23 protein-coding genes are annotated in these 20378 nt (G+C 60.7%); 15 read left to right on the forward strand and 8 right to left on the reverse strand.

Features of this window, described 5'->3' with window-relative positions; all coding sequences use genetic code 11:
* Positions 1-19 precede the first annotated feature (19 nt).
* Positions 20-664 carry an arylesterase gene (locus AB4K19_RS19275; protein ID WP_375229852.1) on the forward strand — a complete coding sequence of 215 codons (645 nt, stop codon included), beginning with the start codon at positions 20-22 and terminating at the stop codon, positions 662-664.
* A 50-nt stretch (positions 665-714) separates the two neighbouring features.
* Here the strand turns inward: AB4K19_RS19275 and AB4K19_RS19280 are convergent, their stop codons facing one another.
* Positions 715-921, reverse strand: coding sequence for a cold-shock protein (locus tag AB4K19_RS19280; RefSeq protein WP_375229853.1), 207 nt, complete (start codon positions 919-921; stop codon positions 715-717).
* Positions 922-1242: 321 nt separating this feature from the next.
* Between AB4K19_RS19280 and AB4K19_RS19285 the strand changes: the two genes are divergently transcribed.
* Positions 1243-2565, forward strand: coding sequence for an NAD(P)-dependent oxidoreductase (locus tag AB4K19_RS19285; RefSeq protein WP_375229854.1), 1323 nt, complete (start codon positions 1243-1245; stop codon positions 2563-2565).
* 24 nt (positions 2566-2589) lie between these two features.
* On the forward strand, positions 2590-3894 hold the full coding sequence (preA, locus tag AB4K19_RS19290) for an NAD-dependent dihydropyrimidine dehydrogenase subunit PreA (RefSeq protein ID WP_375229855.1): 1305 nt from the start codon (positions 2590-2592) through the stop codon (positions 3892-3894).
* 8 nt (positions 3895-3902) lie between these two features.
* Here the strand turns inward: preA and AB4K19_RS19295 are convergent, their stop codons facing one another.
* Both AB4K19_RS19295 and AB4K19_RS19300 read right to left on the reverse strand, forming a co-directional pair.
* Complete coding sequence (locus tag AB4K19_RS19295) at positions 3903-4373, reverse strand: hypothetical protein (protein ID WP_375229856.1); 471 nt, start codon at positions 4371-4373, stop codon at positions 3903-3905.
* A gap of 115 nt (positions 4374-4488) precedes the next feature.
* Positions 4489-5067: a TetR family transcriptional regulator C-terminal domain-containing protein gene (locus AB4K19_RS19300; protein WP_436398582.1), complete on the reverse strand. Its 579-nt coding sequence runs from the start codon at positions 5065-5067 to the stop codon at positions 4489-4491.
* A 215-nt stretch (positions 5068-5282) separates the two neighbouring features.
* Here AB4K19_RS19300 and AB4K19_RS19305 point away from each other — a divergent pair, with 215 nt between their 5' ends.
* The 9 genes from AB4K19_RS19305 (at position 5283) to AB4K19_RS19345 (ending at position 12930) form a co-directional block, all read left to right on the forward strand.
* Entirely contained in the window at positions 5283-6533 is a 1251-nt protein-coding gene (locus AB4K19_RS19305) for a Zn-dependent hydrolase (RefSeq protein ID WP_375229857.1), read from the forward strand.
* Positions 6530-6853 (forward strand): hypothetical protein, encoded by a 324-nt coding sequence (locus AB4K19_RS19310; protein ID WP_375229858.1) that lies wholly within the window; start codon positions 6530-6532, stop codon positions 6851-6853. Before AB4K19_RS19305 ends, AB4K19_RS19310 begins: the two co-directional genes overlap by 4 nt.
* Positions 6854-6936: 83 nt before the next feature.
* Positions 6937-8397, forward strand: coding sequence for a dihydropyrimidinase (gene hydA, locus AB4K19_RS19315; RefSeq protein WP_375229859.1), 1461 nt, complete (start codon positions 6937-6939; stop codon positions 8395-8397).
* An 8-nt stretch (positions 8398-8405) separates the two neighbouring features.
* Positions 8406-8750, forward strand: a complete 345-nt coding sequence (locus AB4K19_RS19320) for a hypothetical protein (RefSeq protein WP_375229860.1) — start codon at positions 8406-8408, stop codon at positions 8748-8750.
* A complete protein-coding gene (locus AB4K19_RS19325) occupies positions 8747-9523 on the forward strand; it encodes an ABC transporter ATP-binding protein (RefSeq protein WP_375229861.1) in 777 nt (258 codons plus the stop codon). Before AB4K19_RS19320 ends, AB4K19_RS19325 begins: the two co-directional genes overlap by 4 nt.
* A 292-nt stretch (positions 9524-9815) precedes the next feature.
* Positions 9816-10676: an ABC transporter permease gene (locus AB4K19_RS19330; RefSeq protein WP_375229862.1), complete on the forward strand. Its 861-nt coding sequence runs from the start codon at positions 9816-9818 to the stop codon at positions 10674-10676.
* Complete coding sequence (locus AB4K19_RS19335; RefSeq protein ID WP_436398585.1) at positions 10676-11515, forward strand: ABC transporter permease; 840 nt, start codon at positions 10676-10678, stop codon at positions 11513-11515. Before AB4K19_RS19330 ends, AB4K19_RS19335 begins: the two co-directional genes overlap by 1 nt.
* Before the next feature lie 38 nt (positions 11516-11553).
* Positions 11554-12543: an ABC transporter substrate-binding protein gene (locus AB4K19_RS19340; RefSeq protein ID WP_375229863.1), complete on the forward strand. Its 990-nt coding sequence runs from the start codon at positions 11554-11556 to the stop codon at positions 12541-12543.
* A 123-nt stretch (positions 12544-12666) separates the two neighbouring features.
* Positions 12667-12930: a hypothetical protein gene (locus tag AB4K19_RS19345; RefSeq protein ID WP_375229864.1), complete on the forward strand. Its 264-nt coding sequence runs from the start codon at positions 12667-12669 to the stop codon at positions 12928-12930.
* A 77-nt stretch (positions 12931-13007) separates the two neighbouring features.
* Here AB4K19_RS19345 and AB4K19_RS19350 read toward each other — a convergent pair whose 3' ends face one another.
* The 3 genes from AB4K19_RS19350 to AB4K19_RS19360 all read right to left on the reverse strand — a co-directional run bounded on the left by AB4K19_RS19350 (position 13008) and on the right by AB4K19_RS19360 (position 15022).
* Entirely contained in the window at positions 13008-13253 is a 246-nt protein-coding gene (locus tag AB4K19_RS19350) for a hypothetical protein (RefSeq protein WP_375229865.1), read from the reverse strand.
* A gap of 397 nt (positions 13254-13650) precedes the next feature.
* Positions 13651-14391 carry a VPLPA-CTERM sorting domain-containing protein gene (locus tag AB4K19_RS19355; protein WP_375229866.1) on the reverse strand — a complete coding sequence of 247 codons (741 nt, stop codon included), beginning with the start codon at positions 14389-14391 and terminating at the stop codon, positions 13651-13653.
* 145 nt (positions 14392-14536) lie between these two features.
* Complete coding sequence (locus tag AB4K19_RS19360) at positions 14537-15022, reverse strand: histidine phosphatase family protein (RefSeq protein WP_375229867.1); 486 nt, start codon at positions 15020-15022, stop codon at positions 14537-14539.
* A 105-nt stretch (positions 15023-15127) separates the two neighbouring features.
* On the opposite strand from AB4K19_RS19360, the gene AB4K19_RS19365 reads away from it, so the two are divergent.
* Together AB4K19_RS19365 and AB4K19_RS19370 are read left to right on the forward strand one after the other, a co-directional pair.
* Positions 15128-15601, forward strand: a complete 474-nt coding sequence (locus AB4K19_RS19365; RefSeq protein ID WP_375229868.1) for a DUF2938 domain-containing protein — start codon at positions 15128-15130, stop codon at positions 15599-15601.
* A 205-nt stretch (positions 15602-15806) separates the two neighbouring features.
* A complete protein-coding gene (locus tag AB4K19_RS19370) occupies positions 15807-16190 on the forward strand; it encodes a BrnA antitoxin family protein (protein WP_375229869.1) in 384 nt (127 codons plus the stop codon).
* A 301-nt stretch (positions 16191-16491) separates the two neighbouring features.
* Here AB4K19_RS19370 and AB4K19_RS19375 read toward each other — a convergent pair whose 3' ends face one another.
* Both AB4K19_RS19375 and ettA read right to left on the reverse strand, forming a co-directional pair.
* Positions 16492-17199 (reverse strand): hypothetical protein, encoded by a 708-nt coding sequence (locus AB4K19_RS19375; protein WP_375229870.1) that lies wholly within the window; start codon positions 17197-17199, stop codon positions 16492-16494.
* A gap of 315 nt (positions 17200-17514) precedes the next feature.
* A complete protein-coding gene (ettA, locus tag AB4K19_RS19380; protein WP_436398587.1) occupies positions 17515-19164 on the reverse strand; it encodes an energy-dependent translational throttle protein EttA in 1650 nt (549 codons plus the stop codon).
* 171 nt (positions 19165-19335) lie between these two features.
* Between ettA and AB4K19_RS19385 the strand changes: the two genes are divergently transcribed.
* On the forward strand, positions 19336-20370 hold the full coding sequence (locus tag AB4K19_RS19385; protein ID WP_375229871.1) for a fatty acid desaturase: 1035 nt from the start codon (positions 19336-19338) through the stop codon (positions 20368-20370).
* Positions 20371-20378 lie beyond the last annotated feature (8 nt).

Genomic DNA, 20378 nt, shown 5'->3' on the forward strand with positions numbered 1-20378 from the left:
ATATGGAGACTGGATCAAGATGCGCAAGATACTGGTTCTGATTGCAGCGCTCTGCGCGGGCAGTGCGCAGGCCGAAGAGGTCGTGATTGCTGCGCTGGGTGACAGCCTGACACAAGGGTATGGATTGGCTGAGGCGGATGGTTTCGTGCCCCAGCTGCAACGCTGGATCGACGCGCAGGGGGCCGAGGTCCGCCTGATCAACGCGGGCGTTTCGGGCGATACAACAGCGGGTGGTCTGTCCCGCGCGGCCTGGACACTTACGCCGGAAGTGGATGGAATGATCGTGGCCCTTGGGGGCAATGATCTGTTGCGCGGCGTCGATCCGGCGGTCAGCCGCGCCAATCTGGATGGTATCCTGGCGGCGGCGGATGATGCGGGCGTGCCGGTGCTGCTGGTGGGGATGCAGGCCCCGGGGAACTTCGGCCCCGCCTACAAAAAGGCGTTTGACGCGATCTATCCGGACCTGGCCGCCGCGCGCGGTACGCTGTATTTCCCTGCATTTTTCGAAGGTCTGTCCGTGGAGGGCGGTGATCCCGCCTCAGTGCAGCAGTTCATGCAGCCCGACGGTATTCATCCCAACGCCGAAGGGGTGGCGCGTATCGTGGACGCGATGGGGCCCGCCGTGATGGAGCTTTCCGAAAAAGCTAGTGGAGGCGGCGCATAAAAAAACGGGCGCATGCGGCGCCCGTCCTGTCGTGTTCATGCAGAGGCGGTTCAGGCCAGTGCGAGGTTTCCGGCGCTTTCGCGGCCGTCACGGCCTGCTTCGACGTCGAATGTCACTTTCTGGTTGTCCGCCAGACCGGTCAGGCCAGCGCGTTCAACAGCAGAGATATGAACGAATACGTCTTTGCCACCACCATCGGGTGCGATGAAGCCGTAGCCTTTTGTAGAATTAAACCATTTCACGGTGCCAGTAGCCATGTTCCGTGTCTCCCTTAATGTGCCTGCCCGCGGAATGCGGCAGCGTGGCCCGGTAGAATAAGATCGAAGAACTGAGCCGTAGGGAGCAGTGGTCGAAAATTTTTCTCGTCGCGATCCCCATATCTGCGTCTGAGGCAATAAAATCAAGTGAAATTAATGTAACTGCCTCATTCAGAAGGCGCCAGGCGATTTCCCGCGCACCGGGCATTGCCTGAAAAACAGTCATCTTTCAGGCAAGCCGGCCTTAAAATATTTTTACCAGTTGATAAAAAAATGAATCCGTGAGAGCGTTTTCCAAAGACAGCTCAGCAGGGATCGTTTATGCCACAGAACGCTTTCACGCCAGGTATCGTCGCCGGTCGACTTGATGCCGCGGATTATGACACCGGGTTTTCGGATTTGCATCCGTCCCTTGATCCGCACGAGGCGCTGGTCGCCGCGGACCGGTGCTATTTCTGCCATGATGCGCCCTGCATCACGGCCTGCCCGACGGACATCGATATTCCGCTCTTTATCCGCCAGATTGCCACCGGCACGCCGGATGCTGCGGCGAAAACCATTCTCAGCCAGAACATCATGGGCGGCATGTGCGCACGTGTCTGTCCCACGGAACAGCTCTGCGAAGAGGCCTGTGTGCGTGAGGCGGCCGAGGGCAAGCCGGTGCTGATCGGGCAGCTACAGCGATATGCAACCGACCACCTGCAGGGCCAGGGGGTGCATCCTTTCTCCCGTGCTGCGGTCACTGGTAAAACAGTGGCCGTGGTGGGAGCGGGGCCAGCAGGTCTGTCCTGTGCGCACCGGCTGGCGATGCATGGTCATGACGTGGTCGTCTTCGATGCGCGCCCGCGTGCGGGCGGCCTGAATGAATACGGGATCGCAACCTATAAAACGGTGGACGGGTTCGCACAGGCCGAGGTGGACTGGCTGCTGCAGATCGGCGGGATCGAAATCCGCACCGGGCAGGCGCTGGGCAAGGATATAGCGCTTGATCAGCTGCGTGCGGATTATGATGCAGTGTTCCTTGGCATGGGGCTTGGGGGCGTTAACGCGCTGGGTCTGGATGGCGATGGCAAAGACGGCGTGCTGGATGCGGTGGATTTTATCGCGGATCTGCGGCAGGCCTCTGATGTGGCGGACGTTCCGGTGGGCCGGGATGTGGTTGTGATCGGCGGCGGTATGACGGCTGTGGATGCAGCGGTGCAGGCGAAGCTGCTGGGCGCACTGAATGTGACGCTGGTCTATCGTCGTGGCCGCGACCGGATGAACGCCAGCGTTTTTGAACAGGATCTGGCCGCCAGTAAGGGTGTGCGGATCGTCACCCATGCGGTGCCAAAAGCCATCCACGGCAATGGTGCCGTGCGGGAGATCGAATTCGATTACGTCGACGATGCCATGGCGCCCACGGGCGAAACGCTGCGCCTCGCTGCAGACCAGGTGTTCCGCGCGATCGGACAGACCTTGCAGGGGGATGGGCTGCCTGACCTCGATGGTCGCAAGATCGGCGTCGACGCGCAGGGAAGGACGTCGATGGATGGTGTCTGGGCCGGGGGCGATTGCGCCGCCGGTGGCGACGACCTTACCGTGACGGCGGTGGCCGAGGGCCGCGATGCCGCGATGGATATTCATGCAAAACTGATGGCCTGAGCGCCCGGCTGACGGAGGAAGAACATGGCTGATCTGACAAGCGATTTTATCGGGATCAAATCCCCCAACCCGTTCTGGCTGGCATCCGCGCCACCAACGGACAAGGAATACAACGTGCGCCGGGCCTTTGAGGCCGGATGGGGTGGCGTTGTCTGGAAAACACTGGGCTCCGAAGGCCCGCCCGTGGTCAACGTGAACGGCCCGCGCTATGGCGCGGTTTACGGGGCAGACCGGCGGCTGCTGGGGCTCAACAACATCGAACTGATCACCGACCGGGATCTCTATACCAACCTGGAGGAGATCAAACGGGTCAAGGCGGATTACCCGGACCGCGCGATCATCGTATCGCTGATGGTGCCCTGCGAGGAAGGGGCCTGGAAGGCGATCCTGCCGCTGGTCGAAGAGACCGGCGCCGACGGGATCGAGCTGAACTTCGGCTGCCCGCACGGGATGAGCGAACGGGGCATGGGGGCCGCTGTGGGTCAGGTGCCTGAGTACATCGAAATGGTCACCCGCTGGTGCAAGCAGTACTATTCAAAGCCGGTGATCGTGAAACTGACGCCGAACATCACGGACATCCGCAAACCGGCGGCGGCGGCCAAAGCCGGCGGTGCCGATGCGGTCAGCCTGATCAACACGATCAACTCGATCACCTCAGTGAACCTGGACACGATGTCGCCGGAGCCGTCGATTGACGGCAAGGGATCGCATGGCGGCTATTGCGGTCCTGCGGTGAAACCGATTGCCATGTCCATGGTGTCGGAAATTGCGCGGGATCCGGGCCTGCAGGGGCTGCCGATTTCGGGCATTGGCGGGGTCACGACCTGGCGCGACGCGGCAGAGTTCATGACGCTGGGCGCGGGCAACGTGCAGGTCTGCACGGCGGCGATGACCTATGGGTTCAAAATCGTCGAAGAGATGATTTCCGGCCTGAGCGAATACCTCGACAGCAAAGGTATGGCATCGATTGGTGATCTTGTCGGGCGCGCGGTGCCGAACGTGACCGACTGGCAGTACCTCAACCTGAATTACATCGCCAAGGCGAAGATCAATCAGGATCTGTGCATTTCCTGTGGCCGCTGTTTTGCTGCCTGCGAGGATACCTCGCACCAGGCGATTGCCATGTCAGACGACCGCACGTTCAGCGTCATCGACGAGGAATGCGTGGCATGTAATCTCTGCGTCAATGTCTGCCCGGTTGAAGACTGTATCACCATGGAGGCGATGACGCCCGGCGCCGTCGACCCCAGAACAGGACAGACGGTTCAGGAAGACTATGCCAACTGGACGACACATCCGAATAACCCGGCGGCGAACGCAGCCGAGTAAACGGGGGATCAGGGCTCGTCGCGTTCCAGAATGGGCGCGGTCGGCAGCGGGTTCGGCATGACGTACTCCGGCTCGGCAGCTGCTGCCGCCTCTTCCTTTGCCTCGGCGGCGCGTGCTGCTGCACGGTCGGCCGCGCGGGCCTCCTCAGCGGCGCGTGCCTCTGTCTGCTGGCGGGCCTGGCGTTCGAGGAACTCGGCCGCTGCATCCGTGCTGGTCTGCGCCTCCACAACCGATTCCGGTGTGGCGTCTGACGTCTGGTTTTCATCCCGCTGGCGCGCCAGCAGGGATTCCAGATAAGCACCCCCCGTACCGCTGCTGTTGCCGGCACCATATCCGGCCTGGTCCGAAGATGTGCCGGCCTCACGCCCGGCACCGGACTGCGACACGGGCTGTGCCGATGCGAGCGCACCTGCACCCTCCGGGCCAGGCCCCGGTGCGGGCTGCGGCGCATAGGGATTAATCAGTGAAACTGCTGTCATTTCATACTCCGATCATCGCATTTACTCGATGCCTCCACCGCAAATCATTAAAGCGGAGTAAACATTACGGAGAAGTTAATGAACGCCGGTCATGTGAGTTTTTGGTTAATATCCGTCAGGGTTTGAGCAGTCTGGTAAACAGCGCGGTGAGGTATTCCTGTGCGCCGGACTGCGATGCCGGGTCGTCGCGCAACAGCACCTGCACCTGAGCTGCAAAATCCGCGTAGTGCTGCGTCGTGGCCCAGATCGAAAAAATCAGGTGCCTCGGGTCAACACGGGTCAGGTGGCCCTCGTCCATCCAGGCCCCGATAACAGCGCATTTTTCGTCGAAAAGGGGCTGCAGACCGGCCTGCAGATGAGGTGCCATGCGGGGGGCCCCCTGCAGGATCTCACCGGCAAAGAGGCGGCTTTCGCGGGGGAATTCATGCGCCATATCGAGCTTGCGGTGTACGTAGTTCAGGATTTCGTCAAGCGGATCACCGGCAGGGTCAAGAGTTACCAAAGGATCAAGCCATGTTTCCATTAACTGGTTCAGCAGGGTGATATGGATCTCTTCCTTACCCTCGAAATAGTAAAGAATGTTCGGCTTGCTTAACCCCGCGCTCTCGGCGATCTGATCCAGCGTCGCGCCGCGATAGCCGTGCTGCGAAAATACATCGAGTGCTGCATCCAGAATACGGCGTCTGTTGCGCATCTGAATGCGGCTTGTCTTTTTTTCTGTGGTCCCGCCCAATGCGTCCTCCCTGTCCGGGGACGCCGCAAAAAAGTGCAGCGGGCCCGCTGTCTTCAGCATCACAGCATCGCTGGCCGAAAGGAAGTCTTGACTTGATCCATCCCAGCCGCAATCGTGCCTTTACCAAATGGTAAAATTTGTTGCCGGCCAGAACAACCCTCAGGAAGGATCCAGCCATGCAGGCGCCAGGTCAGAACCTCAAGATCAACCCCGACAGGCTCTGGGACAGCCTGATGGACATGGCGGAGATCGGCCCGGGCGTGGCCGGTGGTAATAACCGCCAGACACTGACGGACGAGGATGGTGAGGGCCGCGCGCTGTTCCAGCGCTGGTGCGAGGCGGCGGGCTGTACCATGGGGCTTGATCAGATGGGCAATATGTTTGCAATGCGCGAGGGCGCTGACCCCGACGCGCTGCCTGTTTATGTGGGCAGCCATCTGGATACACAGCCCACTGGGGGCAAATATGACGGCATCCTCGGCGTTCTGGGCGGGCTGGAGATCATCCGCACGCTGAATGACCTGAACATCCGCACGAAGCATCCGATTGTGGTGACGAATTTCACCAACGAAGAAGGCACGCGGTATGCGCCCGCGATGCTGTCGTCAGGCGTGTTTGCGGGCATCCACACGCAGGACTGGGCTTACGCGCGCGAGGACGCAGAGGGCAAGACGTTCGGGGATGAGCTGAAACGCATCGGCTGGCGCGGAGAGGAAGAGGTGGGCGCGCGGAAGATGCACGCCTTCTTTGAGCTGCACATCGAACAGGGACCGATCCTGGAGGCCGAGGGTAAGGACATTGGTGTTGTCACCCACGGTCAGGGGCTGTCCTGGACGCAGGTGACGGTCACGGGCAAGGACAGCCACACCGGCTCGACTCCGATGCCGATGCGCAGGAACGCAGGGCTCGGTATGGCGCGGATCCTGGACAAGGTGGACGAGATCGCCTGGTCGCACAAACCTTATGCGGTGGGCGCGGCAGGTCATATCGATGTCTACCCGAACTCGCGCAATGTGATCCCGGGGAAGGTGGTCTTTACCGTCGACTTCCGCTCCCCGGAACTGAGCGTGATCGAGGATATGGAAGCGCGGCTGCGGGTCGAAGCGCAGAAAATCTGTGATGAGATGGGGCTGGAGGTTGCTTTTGAGAAGGTCGGCGGATTTGACCCCGTGGCCTTTGACGAGGGCTGTGTGACGGCAGTGCGCAATGCCGCCGAGCGGCTGGGGTACAGTCACATGAACCTGATTTCGGGCGCGGGGCATGATGCCTGCTGGATAAACCGCGTGGCCCCCACGGCGATGGTCATGTGCCCCTGTGTTGATGGTCTGAGCCACAATGAGGCGGAAGAGATTTCGAAGGAATGGGCTATGGCGGGGGCGGATGTTCTGATGCATGCTGTGGTGGAAACGGCGGAGATCGCCGGGTGATTGACGCCGGCCTGTCGGTGGCTGAGCGGATCACGGCGCTGATTATGGCGGAGCTGGCGGAGGCTGAAGCAAGCAGCGATGTGGTGCTGCAAAGGGTTGCCGGCGAAATGCGCCGTGTGCTGCGGCCACCGAAAGAGGTTACGGTGAACTTTTCCGGTGGTCTGACGCAGAAATGCTGGTCGGTCACGCGTGGGGACGGCGATTACCGTGTCGTCTATCTGCCGGTGGCGGGGTATTTTGCGCTGGTTGTCGAAAGTGATTTCGGGCCGCTTGATATTGGTGTGCACGGGTCTGCGGTGGGGTGTTTTTCGTCGGTCTGAGCAGGGTTCTGCCCTCGGCCTCCGGCCTCACCCGGGATATTTACAGGCCAGAAGAAACTGGCCGCTGAGATGGGAGAGATGTGATGAGCAAGGTGATCAAAGGCGGGCTGGTCTGCACGGCGGACCGGACGTGGGAAGCGGATGTTCTGATCGAGGGCGAGACCATCGCACAGATCGGCGAGAATCTGTCGGGTGATGAGTATATTGACGCGGAAGGCGCCTATGTGATCCCGGGCGGGATTGACCCGCATACGCATCTGGAGATGCCGTTCATGGGGACCACGGCGGCGGAGACCTTTGAGAGTGGTACCTGGGCTGCGGCTGCGGGCGGCACGACGATGGTTGTGGATTTCTGTCTGCCTGGGGCTGACGGGTCGATCAGGAACGCGATCAACGAGTGGCACCGCAAGTCGGCACCGCAGATCTGTTCCGATGTCGGCTATCACATGGCGATCACCGGCTGGAATGAGAATGTCTTTGAAGAGATGAAGGACGCCGTGGATATGGGCGTGAATTCCTTCAAGCATTTCATGGCCTACAAAGGCGCGCTGATGGTGGAGGATGATGAGATGTTCGCCTCTTTCCAGCGCTGTGCGGAGCTGGGTGCGCTGCCGATGGTGCATGCGGAGAACGGTGATCTGGTTGCGGCCCTGCAGGAGAAGTATTTCAACGAGGGGATCACCGGACCGGAGGGCCATGCCTATTCGCGTCCGCCGGAGGTTGAAGGTGAGGCGGCCAACAGGGCCATCACGATCGCCGATGCCGCGGGCACGCCGCTTTATATTGTGCATGTGTCCTGCGAGCAGGCGCATGAGGCGATCCGGCGCGCGCGTCAGAAGGGGATGCGGGTTTATGGTGAGCCGCTCATTCAGTTCCTGACGCTGGATGAAAGCGAGTATTTCAACAAGGACTGGGACCATGCCGCCCGCCGCGTGATGTCGCCGCCGTTCCGCAGCAAGGACCATCAGGACAGTCTGTGGGCCGGGTTGCAGGCGGGATCGCTGCAGGTGGTGGCAACGGATCATGCGGCTTTTAACACCGAGCAGAAACGTGCAGGCCGCGACGATTTCCGGATTATTCCCAACGGGTCCAACGGGCTGGAGGAGCGTCTGGCGGTGCTTTGGACCGAAGGGGTCGAGACCGGGCGGCTGACCCCCAATGAGTTCGTTGCGGCGACCTCGACCAATGTGGCGAAGATCCTGAACATCTATCCGCGCAAGGGTGCGCTGGTGGAAGGCGCGGATGCGGATATCGTGGTATGGGATCCGAAGATTACCAAGACGATCAGCCCTGCGAACCACCATTCGGTGCTGGATTACAACGTCTTTGAAGGGTTCGAGGTGAAGGCTCAGAGCCGGTACACGCTGAACCGCGGCGAAGTGATCTGGGCCTGGGGGCAGAATTCGCAGCCCAACCCGGGGCGCGGGCGGTTCATTCCGCGGCCGGCGTTCTCGTCGGCGTCGAAGGCGCTGAGCAAGTGGAAAGAGCTGAATGCGCCGAAGATGATCCATCGCGATCCGCTGAACATCCCGGCGGGGATCTGAGGGCAGAAATGGAGCTCACCAAAGAAAACCGTCTGGCGCGGGTAAGCTTTACCGGTGGCATAATCGGTGCTGTTGCAGGCAGCGAGTTCGGACGACTGGAAAAGGTTGTTTCGGTTCACAATGCCGAAGGTTGGAATGTGGCCGAAATTGTGCCTGAAAGCCGGAACCTGATTGTGTGGATCCTGCGGCTGCTGTTGCTCATCGTCACGTTGGGATTGTGGACAATATCGACCGGGTACATTGTGATCTTTGAAAGGCCGTCCGACGGCATACGGCGCGACAAGGGAATACCCACAGCTGCGGGTGCCATGCGTCGGGAGCCGAAGCTGTCATCAGGTGGGAAGACGTTATGACCAGTGTAATCAGTGCTAGTCATCTGGATCTGACGTTTCGGACCAATGACGGGCCGGTGCATGCGCTGAAAGACGTCAGTCTGGAGATTGGCAAGGGCGAGTTTGTCAGTTTCATCGGGCCGTCGGGCTGTGGGAAGACGACCTTTCTGCGCTGTATGGCGGATCTGGAGCACCCCACGGGCGGGGCGATCACCGTCAATGGTGTCTCGCCCGAAGAGGCGCGTATGGCGCGGGCCTATGGCTATGTGTTTCAGGCCGCGGGGCTCTACCCGTGGCGGACCATTGGCGGGAACATCCGGCTGCCGCTGGAGATCATGGGGTATGACCGTGCGGATATGGATGCGCGGGTGGCGCGGGTTCTGGATCTGGTCGAGCTCTCCGGTTTTGAGAAGAAGTTCCCCTGGCAGCTGTCGGGCGGTATGCAGCAGCGGGCGTCGATCGCTCGCGCGCTGGCCTTTGATGCGGATATTCTGCTGATGGATGAGCCCTTTGGTGCGCTGGATGAGATCGTGCGGGATCATCTGAATGAGCAGTTGCTGCATCTGTGGGCGCGCACCGAAAAGACCATTGCCTTTGTGACCCATTCGATCCCGGAGGCGGTCTATCTGAGCACGAAGATCGTGGTGATGAGCCCGCGTCCGGGGCGGATCACGGATGTGATTGAGAGCCCGCTGCCGAAAGAACGGCCGCTGGATATCCGCGACACGCCGGCGTTTCTGGAAGTGGCGCATCGGGTGCGTGAAGGGTTGCGCGCAGGGCATATTGATGACTGACGGGGTGTTTGTGGCAGGCCGGCCCTCCGGGGGGGATATTTCTGGCCAGAAGAAGCGGAGGGCTGTGCGGTGAGGCACGCGGTGAGGCTTGTCGCGATAATTCTTCTTCTGTTGCTCGCAGCTTTGGCAGCGCTCGTGTTCGCGGCAGCAGGGAGCGACTATTGGTTCAGGGGTTGCCTGGAGTGGGAAGCAAATCAGTGCTCAGATGCGAGGGTAACGATGTGGATGATGGCAGCCACATTGGCCGCAGCTCTTTTCATGGCATTCTGGTTTTGGAAGCGGAGGGCGGTTCGTGCGTAGTTTCTTCCCGGTTCTGACGGTTGTCACGGGCATTTTCCTGATCTGGTATGTCGCGGCGGTCTGGCTGAATGCGCCCTGGGCCTATGACAAGGCGACACGGTCGGGCGAGGTGCTGACCACGCAGACGCTGGTGGCGGACACCTGGAGCCAGGAAAAGCCGAAGCTGCCCGCGCCGCACCAGGTGGGCGCGGAAATCTGGAAAACCACGGTGGAGAAGAAGATCACGTCCAAGCGGTCGCTGATCTATCATTCCTGGGTGACGCTGAGTGCGACGCTGCTGGGGTTTGGACTGGGCACCGGGCTGGGGATCGCGCTGGCGGTGGGCATTGTTTACAACCGCACGATGGATATGAGCGTCATGCCCTGGGTGATTGCCAGTCAGACGATTCCCATTCTGGCGATTGCACCGATGATCATTGTGGTGCTGAACGCGGTTGGGATTTCGGGGCTGCTGCCCAAGGCGATGATTTCGATGTATCTGTCGTTCTTCCCGGTGGTTGTGGGCATGGTGAAGGGTCTGCGCAGTCCGGATGCAATGCAGCTGGATCAGATGCGCACGTGGAATGCGAGCGCGTCTCAGACGTTCTGGCGGCTGCGGCTGCCCTCTTCGATGCCGTACCTTTTCACCTCGCTGAAGATTGCCATGGCGGCTTCTCTGGTGGGTGCGATTGTGGGTGAGCTGCCGACCGGCGCTGTGGCGGGGCTGGGCGCGCGGCTGCTGGCGGGCAGCTACTACGGGCAGACGATCCAGATCTGGTCGGCGCTGCTGATGGCGGCGGCACTGGCGGCGCTGCTGGTGGGGATCATCGGGCTCATCCAGCGGGTCACACTGCGCCGCATGGGGATGGCGTAATGGGCTGGCTGGTCTTTGCCTTTGGCGCCTGGGCACTTGGCTGGTGGGCGAACACGCGGCTGGCGGCTCTGCCCCGCACGCGGGCCACGTCCCTCGCAGTGCCGTTCCTGTTCGGGCTGACGCTGATCGCGATCTGGGAAGGTATCGTGCGCGGGTTCGGTATCAGTCCGGTGTTGCTGCCGGCCCCGACGGCGATTGCAACGACCTTTGCGGCCTCAACCGCGATCCTGTGGGAGGACTTCGTCCAGACAGTGATCAAGGGCGCGTTGAGCGGGTATGTCATCGGCTGTGGCTCCGCGTTTCTGATGGCGATCCTGGTGGACCGCTTTGATTTTCTGCGGCGCGGCCTGCTGCCGGTGGGCAACTTTGTGGCCGCACTGCCGGTGATCGGGATGGCGCCCATTCTGGTGATGTGGTTCGGGTTCGACTGGCAGTCCAAGGCGGCGGTGGTCGTTGTGATGGTGTTCTTCCCGATGCTGGTGAACGCCGTTCAGGGGCTGAGCGACAGTTCGCCCATGCAGCGTGATCTGATGCGCACCTATGCGGCGGGCTACTGGACCACGCTGCTGAAACTGCGCCTGCCGGCGGCCATGCCGTTTATCTTCAACGGGCTGAAAATCGCGAGCACGCTGGCGCTGATCGGCGCGATCGTTGCTGAATTTTTCGGCTCTCCCATTCGCGGGATGGGGTTCCGGATATCTACGTCCGTGGGCCAGCTTGCGCTTGATCTGGTGTGGGCGGAGATTGTGGTCGCGGCGATTGCCGGATCGGCGTTTTATGGCATTATTGCGCTGACGGAGCGCGTTGTGACGTTCTGGCATCCGTCCCAGCGACACTGACAAAACCAAAAACAAAACGACCAACAAAGGAGAGTATGATGAAAACCATAACAAGCATTACCGCAGCAGCGGCGCTGGGGCTCTGGGGCGCTGCGGCCCAGGCGGCTGATGATCTGACGCTGCAGCTCAAATGGGTCACCCAGGCGCAGTTCGCCGGATATTATGTGGCGCTGGACAAGGGCTTTTACGAAGAAGAAGACCTGAACGTCACCATCAAGCCCGGCGGGCCGGATATTGCGCCCACGCAGGTGCTGGCCGGTGGCGGTGCTGATGTGACCGTGGAATGGATGCCTGCTGCACTGGCCGCGCGTGAAAAGGGCCTCGGGATGGTCAACATCGCGCAGCCTTTCAAATCCTCGGGCATGATGCTGACCTGCCGCAAGGATGCCGGTGTTACCAGCACGGAGGATTTCGCGGGCAAGACGCTGGGGGTCTGGTTCTTTGGCAACGAATTCCCGTTCCTGAGCTGGATGAGCAAGCTCGAAATTCCGACCGATGGCAGTGACAATGGTGTGACGGTCCTCAAGCAGGGCTTTAACGTTGATCCGCTGCTGCAGGGGCAGGCGGCCTGTGTGTCGACCATGACCTACAACGAATACTGGCAGGTAATTGATGCGGGCCTGACGCCTGATGACCTGACCGTTTTCAAGTATGAGGATCAGGGCGTTGCGACGCTGGAAGATGGTCTTTACGCGCTGGAGGAGAACCTCGCCGATCCGGCCTTCGAGGATAAGATGGTCCGCTTTGTGCGTGCCTCGATGAAAGGCTGGAAATACGCCGAGGCGAACCCGGATGAGGCGGCAGAGATTGTGCTCGACAACGATGCCAGCGGTGCACAGACCGAAAAGCACCAGAAGCGCATGATGGGCGAGATTGCCAAACTGACAGCGGGCAGCAACGGCACGCTGGACCCGGCAGACTATGAGCGCACGGTGGCCTCGCTGCTGTCCGGCGGGTCGGACCCGGTGATTTCCAAAGCGCCCGAGGGTGCGTGGACGCATGCCATCACCGACAAAGCGCTGAACTGAGCAATCTGAGCTGAATTCTGCGGAAGGCCGGCCGTTGTGCCGGCCTTTTTTGCGCCTTTTACACTGGACTTTAAGCAATCTGACCCCATCTGGACTCGCAGCCAAGGGAGTTTGAGGAAGATTATGAGCAATATGGAAAATCTGGAGAGCCAGTTGACCGAAAAAGAGCGTCAGGCACGTATCTATGATCAGGCTGTGGAATCCATCCAGGCGCAGCAGGTCCGCCGGTCTGCACGTGGCTATGCGGTGATTTCCAGTGCGATGAATTATGGCGAAGGCGCGCTTGGTGATGGTGCTTTCGGCCGGATCAGCCAGGGGGCAAAGATGTTCTGCATCCTGTTTGCCATGCTGGTCCCGAGCCTTCTGGTCTGGCGCGTTCTGCTCTGAACGCCGCCACAGGGTGAATACAGAAAACGCCGCAGCGGTCTGCGGCGTTTTTCTTTTTCAGGCAGGCCGGTTGCCGGTTATTCTGCGGGGAGGCCACGGGAGTTTCCGGCGGGCACACGCACGGGCTGGAGCCGGGGTTCCGCGCGGGACGAACCGAAGCGAGATGCGACCATGCCAAGGCAGATCAGGGATGTCGTGGTGCCGATCCCGACCATCAGATACATCGACAGCGCGGCGATGAACCCGGCGTCCGAAAAGAGCAGCATTCCGGCAAAGGAAAAGAAGCCAAATACGCCACCTAAAAGAGCTGCCATCGTCGCCATAAACCACCTGCGATACTTGTTGAAAAGAGTGCACAGGGGACTGTTGGCTTGTGGCGGAAATGTGGCAGGTTTCCGGCCGGATCGTCACAAAGCGGCCGCGTGGCGCCGCTGTGTCGGGCGGGCGGCAGGGAGTTTGTTAGAAAACAACGCGCTGGCGGCCGCGCCATTCGGTAAAATTCGAAGCATATGTGACCCAGGTCACAGAAGCTGCGGTTGGATCGTGGTTAACTGTTGGTGTCCATGGATGCGAATACTCCCGTATTCCGGCTTTTTGTGCCTGGTGACGCAAAAAGGGGACAGACCGACGGCAGTCGCGCGTACCTCTTCCTGCGCCCGACTGATTATCTGGCGGGCCGGTCTTTGTGCCGGCCCGTTTTTTTGCCAGCGGCTCCGCAGGTCAGCCTTTGCGCAGGCGCCGCATAACACCCAGGCCAACCAGTCCGCTCACCAGCAACAGAATACCTGCAGGCAGGGGCACTGCCGAAACGGAAACGGTGTCAATCAGCCCGCCCAGTTCGTCCGCGCGGCCACGGGCGCTGAACAACAGCAGCGCATTGTCGTGGTCTTCGCTCACCGAAAAGCGGTGCACGATCTCTGTCCAGCCGTTCTCAACGCGGCCGCTGAGCGTGCTGGGGTGCACCAGAAGCTCGTCAAACAGCGGTGTGCCGCCGGGCAGCGTATCCCAGAGACTGACGGCGATCCGGTTGCTGTCCTGGCTGGAACGGCCGGGGCGCTTCATGTACCAGAATTTTAGATCGTAAGTGCCCGCTGTCAGCGCGATTTCCTGCGACATGTTGCTGTTGGAGCCTTTTCCGGCACCCCGTTCGCTGTCGAGCTCGATATAGTGGGAACCGGAATGTGCGGTCACGCCCCGCAGGGTGCGGTCTGAATGCACTTCAATCCCGTTGCCGCGCTGTGGGGCGTTGGCCCAGCCGCCCGGCAGGCTGTCGTAGACATCCCAGGAGGCGCGGCCGCTGCTGCCGTTCAGGCTGTTGAGCGCATCGCCGTCGGACCCGCCGACTGTGACGCCTGTGCGCCCGTCAACGGTCTCAAAATCACCGTTCATAACGATGGTTGCGGCCCCGGCGGCCGAGGCCATGGCTGTGACAGCCGCAGCAAACAAAACAGAACGCATCATGTCCGAAACCCCTTTGCATCCAGCGGAAAGACTGCTCCGGGGTGCCCGCCGTGCGGACAGATCCGGAGCGCTTCACTGTGACGGTATGTATGGGGGAGGCGATGTTTTCGTCAGGGGGAAAGGCCGCAGCAGTTCCCCCCTGGTCCTACCCCGCTGGCAGGTCCAGCCGGGTCACACGGCGTGCACCGTTGTCCAGCAGTTCCAGGACAGCCACCTCGCCGTATTCCTGCGGGGCCGACCCCGGGCCGCCCAGTTCGTCCCAGATGCTGCGCAGGTTGCCCTTGTTGCCGATCCAGATCACCGTGCCTTCGGGGAAGTCACGTGTCATCCGTGCTGCGGCCAGTTCCTTGGGCACGATTGTGACATCGAGGCCCGTTGCTTCGGACAACGGGGCGGCCGTTTCGAGGTTGCGCGCAATATCCGGGCTGTAGATCGCATCGAGCGGGTAGTCTTCGAGCAGGGCAGGCATTGCGGCGGCGCGGGCAAGGCCCGTGCTGTTCAGGACTTCTCCTGCGCGGTCTGCGTGCCGGACCATGATGACGGTTGTGCGTGCGCCCGCCGGTATGCCCTGTGAGGCACAGGCGGCAAGAGCGAGCGGTGCTGCGGCGAGAAAGAGGCGTCGTGTAATCATACCTCAGACTGGGCCGCAGCGGCGCATAAATCAAGAGGCGTCGGGGGGTGGTCTCCGACCCGCGGAGATGGCAGTGTCCCCGCGGGGATCGACAGGAGAACACGCGTGCAGGAGACACTGATGACCGGCGTGCTCATGGGGCTGGTAGCGACTGTGGCGCTGGACCTCTGGGCGCTTTTGCTGGCCCGCGTGGCGGGTATTCCCGCGACCAACTGGGGCATGGTGGGACGCTGGGTGGCGCATATTCCGCGGGGTGTCGTGTTCCACGATGACATCGGGGCCGCGGGTGAAATCGCGGGAGAAAAGCCGCTGGGCTGGGCGTTTCACTATGCTGTTGGCGTGGTTTACGGCGTGGCGCTGGCGTTGATCATGGGGCCCGCCTGGCTGGCGGCACCGACGTTGCTGCCGGCATGGGTGTTCTCGATCCTGATGCTGGGGTTCGGGTGGTTTCTGCTGCAGCCCGGCCTGGGCGCGGGCGTGGCGGCATCGAAAACGCCGAACCCCATGAAAGCAAGGGCGTTGGGGCTGATTGCGCATACGGTTTTCGGGATCGGCCTGTGGATCGGGGCGCTGATCTGAACCCGTTTCGGGGCTTTCGGTATCATGTCGGTTTAACGTCGGTATTACGTCGGTGCGCAGCGCGCGGTGCGGTCAGGAGATCGTAAGGCCGTTGCGGCAGGATACGCCCCGCGCTGACCTGACCCGGCCCCGGCATCCGGTCGCATCGGGGGACACCGGGGCCCCGGGGTCAGGCGCGCAGCACGACCCGACAGGAGCCTGCACTATGGCCAGTATGACGAAATCCGAAAAGCTTGCCCGCCAGCGGCTGATCTATCACCTGTGGCGCGCGGATGCGGATGAGCTGCCGCTGGCGCGGCTGCGCGAGGAGGTGCCGGAAGCCTGGCACATGATCGAGGCGGACATCGACTGTTATGAGCCGAAGGTGAAGGTCTCGCTCTATCTCGACCAGTCGGTGGCAAAGATGTTCCGCGCGATGGGCAAAGGGTATCAGCTGCGCATCAACCGCATCCTGAACACCTGGCTCGCGCTGAAGATGGCGGGGCTGATGGAGGAGGACACCGCGCTGGCCAACCGGCGCGGGCGGGTGCTGGCCGAAGAGCAGGAGACGGGGCGGCGTCCGGGATGGGGCGCGGGCGTGGAGTATTGAAGAGGCTGGGCGCTTCAGGTCAGGTCAATGGACTGAGCGTCCGCCCGGGTGGGTGCGGACGCGTGCCTGTCGCTGGCGCGACAGGTTCAGTCGGAAATATAGAGATTGATTGTTGCACTGACCATAGGCCCCGCCTATGGGCCGCCCCCGACCGCCCCCCTGGGCGGGGGCGACTGCGTCTCCCCCGGGGCTATCGCCCTCTCCGGCCTCAATCGCTCCACCGGAGCGATTGCAAGACGGCCTCCGACCCGCGGTCGGGGTTAATACTTTTGTGCCACTGGATTGAAAAAGACATGTTGCATTAAGCGTCGCTGGTCAAGATTTCATTGAATTGCGCGATTCGACCGATTGATTTCACGTCGACGGCATCGAATTGGCGCGCCACAAGTTTGAAGGCCTCTTGCCGTTCCATCCCATCAACACCAACCATCCAATCAGTTGGGAAACCGAGCATCTTTAAAAAATCGGGAAGCTCTAAGCTGTGATACTCTGCTCCCTCTGGTGTGCATGCAGCCGATAGACAGCAATCAAATGGAAACTCTTTCATAGTCTGTAACGTAAGCTCAGCTAGCTTTCCAATATGTTGAGCGCAGGCAGACACAATATCAAGGCAAGCAATACTATCTGGAACGGACAATTCCCCGTTCACAAAGAAGTAGATCATGCGGGGTTCTTCTCCCAACAAATGTGGAAACGTGTAGCTTCGAAGTTTCCTAGTACCGCCCGATCCGTATAAACCAATGCGCCCTTGCTTTTGGCTAAAATTGCGCATTTCCAAAAAAAACCGCGCGGCTTCATCCTCTCGCAACGTTGCCTGCACTGAGGCCCAATACTCATCAAAATTCGGAACATGCCGTAGTTCTTTTTGAATTAGGAAAGTTACTGCTCTGGCGGCGGACAAAAAGGCATTCAAATTGAATTGAATTTCCAACCCGAAGTGTTCTTTGAGGAGCATTGTAAAATGCTCGGCTTCCAAGAGCCGTTCTTCCACCAAGAGTAGTGATGTCATTCGCTTCATTCTGTAAAGGTACCAGCACCGTTTCAAGACGGTACATAATTATTTGGTCAGAATCTGACTGACGATGCGCGCGATTACTTTGTAAGAACCTTCTGCCCATGCGCAGCCGCGCCAACACAAAAACGCTTCCGGAAGTATTCCGCCTTGCTGATTGAGTTTAGCTTAGGTGCGGATCATGAGATAATTTCTTCGCTTTGTCCGGGTTGACCCCTTACGAATGCGATTACACTGCGACCGGGTGCCGCTCTCATCGCTTTTCTGGCGAAAAGCGACTGCCGCGCACTGTGAGTTTGGCCGAAGCCAAACTCACCGGGTAAACTTTTTGAACTTCATGCGCTTGGGTTCGACGTCCCCCAGTCTCCGCTTCTTATCCTCTTCGTAGTCCTCGAAGTTGCCTTCGAACCACTCAACATGCGCCTCGCCTTCAAAGGCGAGGATGTGGGTGCAAATCCTATCAAGGAAGAAGCGGTCGTGGCTGATGACCACGGCGCAGCCGGCGAAATCAACAAGCGCGTCTTCCAGCGCGCGCAGGGTTTCGACGTCCAGATCGTTGGTCGGTTCGTCAAGCAGCAGCACGTTGCCGCCGGATTTCAGCAGGCGCGCCATGTGCACGCGGTTGCGTTCACCGCCTGAGAGGAGGCCGACCTTTTTCTGCTGGTCGCCGCCTTTGAAGTTGAACGACGAGCAATAGGCGCGGGAGTTGACCTCGGCGTCCCCGAGCTGAATGAGTTCGGCCCCGCCCGAGATGGCTTCCCACACGGTTTCATCGGCGCCCAGATCATCGCGGGACTGGTCGACATAGGACAGATCGACCGTGTCGCCCATTTCGATGGTGCCTGCGTCGGGCTTTTCCTGGCCGGTGAGCATTTTGAAGAGCGTGGATTTACCCGCGCCGTTGGGGCCGATCACGCCGACGATGCCACCGGGGGGCAGCGAGAAGTCGAGCCCTTCAACGAGGAGTTTGTCGCCCATGGCTTTCTGCAGGCCGGAGACGTCGATCACTTTGGAGCCCAGGCGCTGGCCGGTGGGGATGACGATCTGCGCGCGGGTGAGTTTTTCGCGTTCCGACTGGTCGGCGAGTTCGTTGTAGGCGTTGATCCGGGCCTTGGATTTGGCCTGGCGGGCCTTGGCGCCCTGGCGCATCCATTCCAGTTCGCGTTCGAGCGTTTTCTGGCGGGATTTGTCCTCGCGGGCTTCCTGTTCGAGGCGTTTGGCCTTCTGTTCGAGCCAGGCGGAGTAGTTGCCTTCGTAAGGAATGCCGCGGCCGCGGTCGAGTTCGAGGATCCAGCCGGTGATGTCATCGAGGAAGTAGCGGTCGTGGGTCACGATCAGGATCGTGCCCTTGTAGTCGATGAGGTGCTGTTGCAGCCAGGCGATGGTTTCTGCGTCCAGGTGGTTGGTGGGTTCGTCGAGCAGCAGCATGTCGGGCGCTTCGATCAGCAGTTTGCAGAGTGCTACGCGGCGGGCCTCACCGCCCGAGAGCTGCGTGACATCGGCATCGTCCGGCGGGCAGCGCAGGGCTTCGAGCGAGACGTCGATCTGGCTGTCGAGATCCCAGAGGTTTTCGGCGTCGATCTGGTCCTGCAGCTGCGCCATTTCATCCGCGGTCTCGTCGGAGTAATTCATCGCCAGTTCGTTGTAGCGGTCCAGGATCGCCTTTTTATCCGCCACGGCCAGCATCACATTTTCGCGCACAGAAAGGTTCGGATCGAGCTGCGGTTCCTGCGGCAGATAGCCCACAGTGGCGCCTTCGGCGTGCCAGGCTTCGCCCTGGAATTCGGTATCGAGCCCGGCCATGATTTTCATCAGCGTGGATTTACCCGCGCCGTTCACGCCCACGACGCCGATTTTCACGCCGGGCAGGAAGTTCAGGTTGATGTTTTCAAAGCATTTTTTGCCACCCGGGTAGGTCTTTGAGACGCCGGACATGTGATAGACATACTGATAAGCGGCCATGGGATGCTCCTGGTGCGGATGTTGGTGTTGCCCTCTGATACCGGCAGGCGGGCGGGGGGGCAATCCGTGATCCGCAGGGCGCGGGGCGGCAGAGCGGGGCAGGTCGAGGCACTTGCGCAAATGCCCGGATCGTTTATGGACGATGGGAACAGAACTAAGAAATGCAGGCACATGTCCGACATCCCAGGCGCAGGTGACGCGCCATCTGACGTCCGGGAGGCAAAGGACTGGGTCCGTATCCTCGCCGAATACCGCGAACCGAGCCATCTGCGCAGCTGGACTGAGCTGGCGCTGACCATCGGGCCGTTTGTCCTGCTGTGGACGCTCGCCTGGTGGTCGCTGTCGTACAGCTACTGGCTGACCTTTGCGATTGCGCTGTGCAACGCGGCGTTCCTTCTGCGGCTCTTTGCCATCCAGCACGACTGTGGCCATGGCGCGTTTTTCCGCAGCCGTAACGTGAGCGACTGGCTCGGGCGGGTGATCGGGGTTCTGACGCTGACGCCATATGATGTCTGGCGGCGGTCGCATTCGATCCACCACAATTCGTCGGGCAACCTGGGCCGGCGGGGCATGGGGGATATTCATACGCTCACGGTCGCGGAATATGCAGCACTGTCGCCCTGGAACCGGTTGCTCTACCGGCTTTACCGGCATCCGATCGTTCTGTTCGGGCTGGGGCCGGGGTATCTCTTTCTGTTCCAGAACCGGCTGCCGCTGGGGTTCATGGCCAAGGGCAGATACTGGCTGAGTGCGATGTGCACGAATGCCGGAATTTTCGCAGGTCTGGCAGTGATCATCTGGTTTGGCGGGCTGATGCCTGTGCTGCTGATCTTTCTGCCCACGACGCTGCTTGCGGCGACCGCCGGGGTCTGGCTGTTTTACGTGCAGCACCAGTTTGAGACCACGCACTGGGAGGCGGACGACGACTGGCAGCTGCACGAAGCAGCGCTGCACGGCAGTTCGCATTATGTGATGCCATCGGTGCTGCAGTGGCTGACGGCCAATATCGGCATCCACCACGTGCATCACCTCTATAGCCGCATCCCGTTTTACCGGTTGCCGGAGGTCCTGCGGGACCACAGCGCACTGGCGGAAGGCAACCGCATGACGATCCGCGACAGCATCGCCAACGCGCGCCTGCACCTGTGGGACGAGGACTCCAAAACGCTGCTGTCCTTCACGAAAGCCCGCGCGCTTTACCGGTAATCTCCCGG

Source organism: Roseobacter phycocola (assembly GCF_042055075.2).
Taxonomy (GTDB): Bacteria; Pseudomonadota; Alphaproteobacteria; order Rhodobacterales; family Rhodobacteraceae; genus Roseobacter.

Bases quoted from the DNA above. Each gene is read 5' to 3' on its own strand.
- AB4K19_RS19305 (WP_375229857.1), top strand. From the start codon at position 5,283: ATGCAGGCGCCAGGTCAGAACCTCAAGATCAACCCCGACAGGCTCTGG.
- AB4K19_RS19320 (WP_375229860.1), top strand. From the start codon at position 8,406: ATGGAGCTCACCAAAGAAAACCGTCTGGCGCGGGTAAGCTTTACCGGT.
- AB4K19_RS19385 (WP_375229871.1), top strand. From the start codon at position 19,336: ATGTCCGACATCCCAGGCGCAGGTGACGCGCCATCTGACGTCCGGGAG.
- AB4K19_RS19335 (WP_436398585.1), top strand. From the start codon at position 10,676: ATGGGCTGGCTGGTCTTTGCCTTTGGCGCCTGGGCACTTGGCTGGTGG.
- AB4K19_RS19295 (WP_375229856.1), bottom strand. From the start codon at position 4,373: ATGACAGCAGTTTCACTGATTAATCCCTATGCGCCGCAGCCCGCACCG.
- AB4K19_RS19285 (WP_375229854.1), top strand. From the start codon at position 1,243: ATGCCACAGAACGCTTTCACGCCAGGTATCGTCGCCGGTCGACTTGAT.
- AB4K19_RS19370 (WP_375229869.1), top strand. From the start codon at position 15,807: ATGGCCAGTATGACGAAATCCGAAAAGCTTGCCCGCCAGCGGCTGATC.
- AB4K19_RS19360 (WP_375229867.1), bottom strand. From the start codon at position 15,022: ATGATTACACGACGCCTCTTTCTCGCCGCAGCACCGCTCGCTCTTGCC.
- AB4K19_RS19350 (WP_375229865.1), bottom strand. From the start codon at position 13,253: ATGGCGACGATGGCAGCTCTTTTAGGTGGCGTATTTGGCTTCTTTTCC.
- preA (WP_375229855.1), top strand. From the start codon at position 2,590: ATGGCTGATCTGACAAGCGATTTTATCGGGATCAAATCCCCCAACCCG.
- AB4K19_RS19325 (WP_375229861.1), top strand. From the start codon at position 8,747: ATGACCAGTGTAATCAGTGCTAGTCATCTGGATCTGACGTTTCGGACC.
- AB4K19_RS19345 (WP_375229864.1), top strand. From the start codon at position 12,667: ATGAGCAATATGGAAAATCTGGAGAGCCAGTTGACCGAAAAAGAGCGT.
- AB4K19_RS19375 (WP_375229870.1), bottom strand. From the start codon at position 17,199: ATGACATCACTACTCTTGGTGGAAGAACGGCTCTTGGAAGCCGAGCAT.
- AB4K19_RS19355 (WP_375229866.1), bottom strand. From the start codon at position 14,391: ATGATGCGTTCTGTTTTGTTTGCTGCGGCTGTCACAGCCATGGCCTCG.
- AB4K19_RS19275 (WP_375229852.1), top strand. From the start codon at position 20: ATGCGCAAGATACTGGTTCTGATTGCAGCGCTCTGCGCGGGCAGTGCG.
- AB4K19_RS19280 (WP_375229853.1), bottom strand. From the start codon at position 921: ATGGCTACTGGCACCGTGAAATGGTTTAATTCTACAAAAGGCTACGGC.
- AB4K19_RS19340 (WP_375229863.1), top strand. From the start codon at position 11,554: ATGAAAACCATAACAAGCATTACCGCAGCAGCGGCGCTGGGGCTCTGG.
- ettA (WP_436398587.1), bottom strand. From the start codon at position 19,164: ATGGCCGCTTATCAGTATGTCTATCACATGTCCGGCGTCTCAAAGACC.
- AB4K19_RS19300 (WP_436398582.1), bottom strand. From the start codon at position 5,067: ATGCGCAACAGACGCCGTATTCTGGATGCAGCACTCGATGTATTTTCG.
- hydA (WP_375229859.1), top strand. From the start codon at position 6,937: ATGAGCAAGGTGATCAAAGGCGGGCTGGTCTGCACGGCGGACCGGACG.